Raw genomic sequence first — 5,318 nt, forward strand, 5'->3', positions numbered from 1 at the left:
GGGCGGACCCGCCACGACCGACGCCGCCTCGCGCATCGTGATCACCAGCGGACCCAAGGCGGGGCTCGAGCTGCCACTCGGCAACGAACCTCTCACGATCGGACGCTCGAGCGAATCCGGGCTCGTGATCCGCGACGACTACACCTCGAGCCACCACGCGCGCCTCGTGCTGTGGGGCGACCAGTGGATGATCCAGGACCTCGATTCGACCAACGGAACGTGGCACGACGGCGTCCGCGTGACCGCGCCCGTGCCCGTCAAGATCGGCGCCCCGATCAAGGTCGGCGCCACGACCTTCGAGCTGCGGAAGTAGCGGGCGGACCCCTCGCATATGGTCTTCCAGGGCTCGAGCGCCGCCATCTCGCATACCGGCAAGGTGCGCTCCAACAACCAGGACTCGGGTTACGCCGGATCGAACCTGTTCGTCGTCGCCGACGGCATGGGCGGCCACGCCGGCGGCGATGTCGCGTCGAGTCTCGCCATCACGCGCCTGGAGCAGCTCGATCAGCCCTACGAATCGACGATCGCGGCCGAGAAGGCGCTCGGCGACGCGATCTCCGACACCGCGGTGGAGCTCATCGACACCGTGCAGCTGAGGCCGGAGCTCGCCGGCATGGGCACCACGGTCAGCGCGATGATCATGGTCGACGACTACGCGGTCATCGCCCACATCGGCGACTCGCGCATCTACCTGTTCCGCGACGGCGCGCTCACCCAGATCACGACCGACCACACCTTCGTGCAGCGGCTCGTCGACTCCGGCCGCATCACCCCCGAGGAGGCGCGCTACCACCCGCGCCGCTCGGTGCTCATGCGCGTGCTCGGCGACATGGACCCCGATCCCGAGATCGACACGTTCATCATGCCGACGCAGCACGGCGACCGCTGGCTGCTGTGCTCCGACGGCCTGTCGGGCGTCGTCGACGAACCGCACATCGCCAAGGCGCTCGGCCTGGGCCTCGCGCCGGGACGCACCGCGGACCACCTGCTGAAGCAGGCCCTCGACGGCGGCGCTCCCGACAACGTCACAGTCGTCATCGTCGACGTCGGCGGGCAGCACCCGCTCTTCTCGGGCACGCCGACGATCGTCGGCTCCGCGTCGAACCCGGTCGGCATCGAGGTGCCCGCCGCCTCGCCGCGCCGTTCGAGCTGGCTGCACCCGAGTCGCCAGGCGGCGAACGAGCCGACCCATTTCGAGCCCGCCCCCGGGTTCCTCGAGGAGCTCATCGAGGAGGACCGGCGCCGCGCCCGCCGCCGGCGCGTCGGATGGATTACGGGCGTCGCGCTCGTGCTCGTGCTCCTCGCCGGCGCCGCGTGGCTCGGCTACCAGTGGACGCAGACGCGCTACTTCGTCGGCGCCGACGACGACACGGTGGTGATCTACCAGGGAGTGCAGCAGAGCATCGGCCCGATCTCGCTGTCGACGCCCTACGAAGACACCGAGATCCCGCTGGACGACCTGTCGGACTTCGCGCGCGCGACCGTCGAGGGCACCATCTCGGCGAGCTCCCTCCCAGACGCACGCCGTATCGTCGCCGACATCAGCGAACTGGCGGGAGGGAGCCAATGAGCGCGTCGACCAGCAGCCCAGCGACCGCCACGGTGGCCGCCGACACCGCCGTCCTCCGCGCGCTGCGCCGCATCCGCGTGCCGCAGACGCAGCGCAATCGCGAGCTGGGCCTGCTGATCTTCGCGTTCCTCATCAACTGGTCGGCGGTCGCACTCGTGCAGCTCGGCGAGCTCGGCGCGATCGACTGGACCTTCCTGGTGTACTGCGGCGGACTCACCGCGCTGGTCGTCGCCCTGCACATCGTGCTGCGACTGAGGGCGCGCGCCGCCGATCCCTTCGTCGTGCCCATCGCGACGCTGCTCACCGGCGTCGGCCTCGCGATGATCTACCGACTCGATCTGCACTGGGACCGTCACGGGTGGGATGCGTTCTCCACGCGACAGCTCGCATGGGCGGCCATCGCGCTCGTCGCCGCGATCGCGGTGGTGCTGTTCCTGCGCAACTACCGCGTCCTGTTCCGGTACACCTACATCTTCGGCTTCGTCGGCATCGTGCTGCTGATCCTGCCCATCATCCCGGGGCTGAGCGGCGGCGGGAACGCCGATGTCTGGGTCGATCTGGGCTTCTTCACATTCCAACCCGGCGAGCTGGCGAAGATCGCCCTCGCGATCTTCTTCGCCGGCTACCTCGTGCGCACGCGCGAGAGCCTCACGTCCACCGGCACCCGGTTCCTGGGCATGACCTGGCCGCGCGCGCGCGAGCTCGGCCCGCTGCTGGTGATCTGGCTGATCTCGCTCGGCATCATCGTCATGCAGCGCGATCTCGGCACCGGCGTGCTCATCTTCGGCATGTTCGTCGCGATGCTCTACGTCGCGACCGGCAAGACGAGCTGGGTGCTCATCGGCGTCGTGCTGGCGATGTCGGGCGCGTTCCTCGCGTCGCGCATCCTGCCCTACGTCGGGGCGCGGTTCACGAACTGGCTCGATGCGTTCAACCCTGCGCTGATGGACAACTCGAGCTTCCAGCTCGTCAACGGCATCTTCGGCATGGCGCACGGCGGCCTCATCGGCACCGGACTCGGACAGGGCCGGCCGTACCTCACCCCCGTCGCCGAGAGCGACTACATCCTGCCGGCGCTCGGAGAGGAGCTCGGGCTCGTCGGCGTGTTCGCGATCCTCGCGCTCTACATGGTCTTCACCAGCCGCGGCATCCGCATCGGCCTCGCCGGTCAGGACGACTTCGGCAAGCTGCTCGCGACGGGGCTCTCGTTCACCATCGCGCTGCAGGTGTTCATCATGGTCGGCGGCGTGACGCGCATCATCCCCCTGACCGGCCTCACCACCCCGTTCCTCGCGGCGGGCGGCTCGTCGCTCGTGGCGAACTGGATCATCGTGGCGCTCCTGCTGCGCATCTCGGACGCCGTCCGCAGCAGGCCCCGGGTGGTGATCGGCTGACATGACGACCCTTCGACAGGCTCAGGGACCGGTGAGCGGCCGACGACTCCTCGCGCGGGGAGGTGCGACATGACGAAAGAACTCCGCCGACTCAGCATCCTGATGCTGATCATGTTCCTCGCCCTGTTCGGGTCGACCAGCTGGATCCAGGTGGTCGAGGCCGACGAGCTCGCCGCCAACCCCGCCAACCGCCGCGCACTGTACGACGCGTACGAGGTGCAGCGCGGCTCGATCATCGCCAGCGGCTCGGCCATCGCCTCGTCGGTGCCGTCGGGGGACGTCTACAGCTGGCAGCGGGTCTACACGGATGCCGCCATGTGGGCACCTGTGACGGGATTCCTCCCCGTGTCCGGCGTGCCGACCGGCATCGAGCAGGCGATGAACCAGCAGCTGAGCGGAACGGCGGGGTCGCAGTTCTTCTCCCGCATCGAGCGGATCTTCACGGGTCAGCCGCCGCGCGGGTCGAACGTCGTGCTGTCGCTCGACGCGGCCGTGCAGCGCGCCGCCTACGAGGCGCTCGGCGACCTGCAGGGCGGCGTCATCGCGATCGAGCCCGCCACCGGCCGCGTCCTCGCGATGGTCACGAGCCCGAGTTACGACACCAACGTCCTCGCCGCACATGCCATCGGCGAGGTGAACGCCGCCTACGACGCGCTCGTGGCCGACCCGGGCAAGCCGCTGTCGAACCGTGCGATCGCCGGCGACCTCAACCCACCGGGCTCGACGTTCAAGCTCGTCGTCGCCTCGGCGGCGCTCGCGTCGGGCGAGTACACGCCGCAGTCGGCGCTGCCGAATCGCGCGACGTATCAGCTGCCGCAGTCCAGCAGCATCGTCCACAACGCCAGTGGGGGCGCCTGCGGCCCCGGCGACACGGTCACTCTCGCCGACGCGCTCCGCCTGAGCTGCAACATCCCGTTCGCCGAGCTCGCCGTCGCACTCGGCGACACCGCCATCCGCGAGGAGGCCGAGAAGTACGGCTTCAACATGTCGGTCGAGATCCCTCTCGTCTCGACGCCGTCAGGCTACCCGCGGACCATCATGGACGACGCGCAGACCGCGCTCAGCGGCTTCGGCCAGGGTCAGGTCACGGCGACACCGCTGCAGATGGCGATGGTCTCGGCGGGCATCGCGAACGGCGGCGTCGTGATGAGTCCCCGTATGGTGGACCGCGTGATCGGGCCCGACCTGTCTGTGCAGCAGACCTTCGACGACGTCGAGTTCGGTCGCGCTCTGGAGCAGAGCCTCGCCGACGAGCTCGCGGCGATGATGGTCGCCAATGTCAGTGACGGCGCGGCGTCGGGTGCAAGAATGGACGGGGTCGACGTGGCCGGTAAGACCGGCACCGCAGAGAACACCGGGGACGAGCCTTACACGCTCTGGTTCACGGGGTTCGCTCCGGCCGAGAACCCCGAAGTCGCCGTGGCGGTCGTCGTGGAGGACGGCGGCGGGCAGGGACAGTCGGGAAGCGGCAACACGATCGCCGCTCCCATCGCGAAGAAGGTCATGGAGGCGGTGCTGGGCAGATGAGACCGACGCAAGGCGTGACCTTCGGCGGCCGTTACGAACTCGATTCGCGTATTGCGATCGGCGGCATGGGTGAGGTATGGGAAGCGACCGACCACGTCATCGGACGAACGGTCGCCATCAAGATCCTCAAAGACGAGTACATGGGCGATCCAGGGTTCCTGGAACGCTTCCGCGCCGAGGCGCGCCACGCGGCTCTCGTGAACCACGAGGGCATCGCGAGCGTGTTCGACTACGGCGAGGAGAACGGCAGCGCGTTCCTGGTGATGGAGCTCGTGCCCGGCGAGGCGCTGTCGACGATCCTCGAGCGCGACGGCTCGCTGTCGACCGACAAGACGCTGGACATCGTCGCGCAGACCTCCGCCGCACTGCAGGCCGCGCACGCCGCGGGCCTCGTCCACCGCGACATCAAGCCCGGCAACCTTCTCATCACGCCCGACGGGCGCGTGAAGATCACCGACTTCGGCATTGCTCGCATCGCCGACCAGGTGCCTCTCACCGCGACCGGTCAGGTGATGGGCACAGTGCAGTACCTGTCGCCCGAGCAGGCGTCCGGGCATCCGGCATCCCCCGCGACCGACATCTACTCGCTGGGAATCGTCGCCTACGAGAGCCTCGCCGGCAAGCGCCCCTTCACGGGCGAGTCGCAGGTCGCGATCGCGATGGCCCAGATCAACGAGCAGCCGCCGCCACTGCCGGCCACCGTGGCCGCACCGGTGCAGAACCTCGTGATGGCGATGATCGCCAAGAAGCCCGAGGAGCGCCCGGCGACCGCAGCCGCCGTCGCACGCGCCGCCACCGCGCTCCGTCGCGGCGACGTGGCCGCCGCT

The 5,318-nt window shown here is 69.2% G+C and carries 5 protein-coding genes; all 5 read left to right on the top strand.

The window, feature by feature from the left end; genetic code table 11:
• Positions 1-313: FHA domain-containing protein FhaB/FipA (locus EIO58_RS11960; protein WP_127819737.1), on the top strand; the 313-nt coding region annotated here is incomplete at its 5' end.
• Positions 314-331: 18 nt separating this feature from the next.
• On the top strand, positions 332-1,570 hold the full coding sequence (locus EIO58_RS11965; RefSeq protein WP_127819738.1) for a PP2C family protein-serine/threonine phosphatase: 1,239 nt from the start codon (positions 332-334) through the stop codon (positions 1,568-1,570).
• Complete coding sequence (locus EIO58_RS11970) at positions 1,567-2,964, top strand: FtsW/RodA/SpoVE family cell cycle protein (protein ID WP_127819739.1); 1,398 nt, start codon at positions 1,567-1,569, stop codon at positions 2,962-2,964. Before EIO58_RS11965 ends, EIO58_RS11970 begins: the two co-directional genes overlap by 4 nt.
• 69 nt (positions 2,965-3,033) lie before the next feature.
• Entirely contained in the window at positions 3,034-4,491 is a 1,458-nt protein-coding gene (locus EIO58_RS11975; RefSeq protein ID WP_127819740.1) for a peptidoglycan D,D-transpeptidase FtsI family protein, read from the top strand.
• A partial coding sequence (locus tag EIO58_RS11980; RefSeq protein WP_164861663.1) for a serine/threonine-protein kinase occupies positions 4,488-5,318 on the top strand: 831 nt, incomplete at its 3' end. The genes EIO58_RS11975 and EIO58_RS11980, both read left to right, overlap by 4 nt.

It is taken from the genome of Microbacterium sp. CPCC 204701 (genome assembly GCF_004010105.1).
Classification (GTDB): domain Bacteria; phylum Actinomycetota; class Actinomycetes; order Actinomycetales; family Microbacteriaceae; genus Microbacterium.